Here is a 3,353-nt window from a genome sequence, read left to right as displayed (position 1 = left end):
ATGTCCTGGAACACATCGACGATCCCGTGCGGCTGCTCAGGCGCATCAACGATGAATGGCTCGCCGAGGGTGGGCGCCTTTTCCTGGTCTGTCCGAATGCCAACGCACCCTCCCGCCAGATCGCCGTCAAGATGGGCCTGATCACGCACAACGCAGCCTTGACGTCGGCCGAGGCCGAGCACGGCCATCTGCGCACCTATGCGCTGGATACGCTGGAGCGGGATGCCGCGGCGGCCGGGTTGAGGGTGCTGCAGCGCTCCGGCATCTTCTTCAAGGCGCTGGCGAACTTTCAATGGGACCGGTTGCTCGCGACGGACATCGTCTCCGGGGAATACCTGGAGGGCTGCTACCAGCTGGGCCAGCAGTATCCGGATCTGTGTGCCAGCGTCTTTCTGATGTGCGAGGCGGGTCCGGCGCGTTAGCGAAGCACCATCAGCAGCAGGCCGGTGACAGCCAGCGCGCCGTTCCAGGCCTGCCGCGGCAGCGTGCCGCCGAGCAGGCGCGGGTGCAGGGCGACGCCGCGGCAGACACCGCTGGCGATCGCGCCGGTCGTGGCCAGCATCGCCGCCGTGTGAACGCCGACGGCCGCCAGTGCCAGGGCCAGCGAGCCCGATGCGGTGATCTCCCGCGCCGGATTGTCGGCAAGGCACAGCGGCACCAGCGCCGGCACCAGCATCAGGCCGGCCCCGTGCGCAGTGGCCATCAGGAAGGACCAGAGCGCGATGCCGGCATGGCCGGTCCGCGTGGCGAGAGGCCTGTGCGGACCGGCGCGGCGCAGCAGGCGGAACGCCGCCGCAGCGACGAGCAGCGCACCCGCCAGTCCCTGGACCAGCGTGCGGTCCATCGACAGGCCTCGCACAACGGCCAAGGCCACGACCGCCACCGATGCTGCGTGCCCGATGGCAATCGGTAGCAGGGCGCGTCGCGCATGCGCGCCGTCCCGGGCCCGGACGCCGCAGGCGGCTGCGAACATCCAGCCGCTGGCTGGACTCAATCCATGCAAGGCGCCGAGTCCGGCGATGGCCAGCCAGGGCCAGAGGTGGGTCATGGCGCATTCATCCGGGTCAAGCGTGGCGTGGCAGTCTCAGGCCTGCGCCTGGCAGCACGCGCCGGCGGCAGGCGCTGCCTTCGCGGCCGGGGCCGACGCGTAGCGGTCGTGATGTCGCAGCCATTCCATCCCGTAGCTCGGCGGGTCCTCGTCGCGTCCCTTCGGAACGAGGTCCAGGAAGGCATAGGCGCCCATCATCAATTCCACCCCGCGCCCGTAGGTCGAGTAGGTGTGGAAGACTTCGCCCGCGTCGTCCTTGTAGAAGACGCTGATGCCCGGGGCTTCATCGTGCGGGAAGGGCTGCTTCGCATAGTTGTAGTCGACCTGGCCGGTGGCGCGTTCCTCCGGCGTGAAGCTGACGCCGAAGTCGTGATTGAAGTCGCTGCCGTACGAGGACACCCACTTGAACTGCCAGCCCATGCGCCGGCGAAAGCCTTCGATCTCGGCCAGCGGCGTGCGCGAGACGACCACCAGCGTGAGGTCGCGCTGCGCCAGATGCACGGACATGCCGTCGATATGGTCGGCCATGAAGGAGCAGCTCTTGCAGCCTTCCTCCCACCCTGGGCCGAACATGAAATGCTGCACCACCAGTTGATGGCGGCCTTCGAAGAGGTCGGCGAGCGTGCATCGGCTCTCCGGTCCGTCGAAGAGGTAGTGCTTGTCGATCCGGACCCAGGGCAGCGCGCGGCGCTCGCGGGCGATCTGGTCGCGCAGGTGCGTCAGCTCCTTTTCGCGCGCCAGCAGGGTCTTTCGCTCGGCGAGCCATTGGTCCCTGGAGACGACGGCATGGTTCACGGTGCTCGTTGCGGGAATGTCGGTGTTCATCGCGTGCTCCTTCGAATGGTTGCGGTGCGCGCTCACGGCCTGGCGCTTTTCGGGCGACGCACGGCGCGGACCTTGCCGCTCTCTCCGCCGCCGCAGTAGAAGAGATCCGCGCCGTCGGACTCGAGTCCGCTGACGCCGATGCCGGGCGGCATCTCCAGCCGCTCGAGCACGGCGCCGTCGTCCGGATCGATGCGGCGGAGCTCGCTCTCGTCGCCTTCCCAGGTCCCGTGCCACAGTTCGCCGTCGACCCAGGTGACGCCGGTGACGAAGCGGTTGGATTCGATGGTCCGCCTGACCGCGCCGGTTTCAGGGTCGATCTGGTGGATCTTGCGGTCGCGGTACTGTCCGACCCACAGGCTGCCCTCGGCCCAGGTGAGCCCCGAGTCGCCCCCGTGGCCCGGCGTCGGGATCGACGCCACCACGTTGCCGCTGGCCGGGTYGATCTTGTCGATGCGCTCCTCGGCGATCTGGTACAGATACTTGCCGTCGTAGGCGGTGCCGGCGTCGCAGGCGTGGGCTAGCGTGCGGGTGGGCTCGCCGCTTTCGGGATCGAAGGCGACCAGCCTGTCGCCGGTGGCGGCCCACACGCGCTGGCCGTCGTGGGTCACGCCGTGGACGCGCTCGGCGCCCGCGAAGGGGCCGTATTCACGCACGATCTCGGCCGCCCGCACCGGGGCCTGAGGTCTGTGCTCGCTTGTCTTTCGGGTCATCGTTGGCTCCTTGTGTCGCGCCTCGGATCGGCGCGGTGAGACAACTCTATTCAATCGGGAGCGAAGCGGGGAGTAACAATATCGTCGTGAAACCGGCCAGCGGCGGCGACAGCCAGCGGCGCGCCCGGGTCTGGCCGATCGAGCGCACCCGCCCGGCGGCCTCGAGCTCGACGAGTGCGCGCTGGACGGTGCGTTGACTGGCCCCCAGGGCCAGCGACAAGGCCGAGGTCGACCATGCCGCGCCGTCCGACAGCAGCGCCATCAGCGATGCCTGTTCGCCGTCGATCGGTGGCGCCAGGACGGCGACATCGCGGCCGTCGCGGGGCCCGAGGACGAAGCCTCGTGGCGTCGCCTCGATCGACGCCAGCGTGGCGACCAGCGCGCGCAGGCGCCCGATCTCGACCCGCAGGCGCGCTCGATGGGTCTCGTCGGGGTGGCGGGTGGCGAAGGCGCACGCGATCAAGGTCTCGCGGTCGACATCGCCGGGCCAGGCCTCGGCCAGCGCACGCGCCAGCGCGAACAGCACCGGCCTGCGTGCCAGCGGACGCCACGCGGCGCCGGCGCGCAGACCGCGACGGCAGGCGTCGACCACCAGCGTGCCTGAGTCCAGCAGGGCTGCGACCTCCTCGAGGCGCAGCGCCTGCTCGCCGCCGGTGTCCAGGCGCCGGGCCGCGGGACGATCGAGCGCGGCCCGTGCCTCCGCCACTTCGGCCAGCAGGGCCGGCACGCGTGCGCGGGCGGCCGCCTCGTGCGCGCGGGTGAGCGCCGCC

Annotated in this window: 4 protein-coding genes and 1 pseudogene; 1 reads left to right on the top strand and 4 read right to left on the bottom strand. The window is 70.3% G+C overall.

What is annotated here, in order from left to right:
- The coding region (locus AC1DY5_RS48155; protein WP_478121418.1) for a methyltransferase domain-containing protein at window positions 1–422 on the top strand (422 nt) is incomplete at its 5' end.
- On the opposite strand, the gene AC1DY5_RS48150 is transcribed toward AC1DY5_RS48155, so the two are convergent.
- The 4 genes and pseudogenes from AC1DY5_RS48150 to AC1DY5_RS48135 all read right to left on the bottom strand — a co-directional run.
- Complete coding sequence (locus AC1DY5_RS48150) at window positions 419–1,048, bottom strand: hypothetical protein (protein WP_478121417.1); 630 nt, start codon at window positions 1,046–1,048, stop codon at window positions 419–421. The two genes, AC1DY5_RS48155 and AC1DY5_RS48150, sit on opposite strands and share 4 nt — an antisense overlap.
- Before the next feature lie 36 nt (window positions 1,049–1,084).
- Entirely contained in the window at window positions 1,085–1,873 is a 789-nt protein-coding gene (locus tag AC1DY5_RS48145; protein ID WP_478121416.1) for a DUF899 domain-containing protein, read from the bottom strand.
- Window positions 1,874–1,905: 32 nt separating this feature from the next.
- The gene (locus AC1DY5_RS48140) at window positions 1,906–2,583 is read right to left on the bottom strand and encodes a Vgb family protein (RefSeq protein ID WP_478121415.1); all 678 of its coding nucleotides are present in this window, start codon (window positions 2,581–2,583) and stop codon (window positions 1,906–1,908) included.
- 46 nt (window positions 2,584–2,629) lie between these two features.
- Window positions 2,630–3,353, bottom strand: a pseudogene (locus AC1DY5_RS48135) (helix-turn-helix domain-containing protein); the annotation flags it as partial.

Source organism: Variovorax sp. P4_D9 (assembly GCF_056401695.1).
Note: the sequence above shows the minus strand (reverse complement) of the source record. Positions and strands in the feature narration are given on the sequence as shown.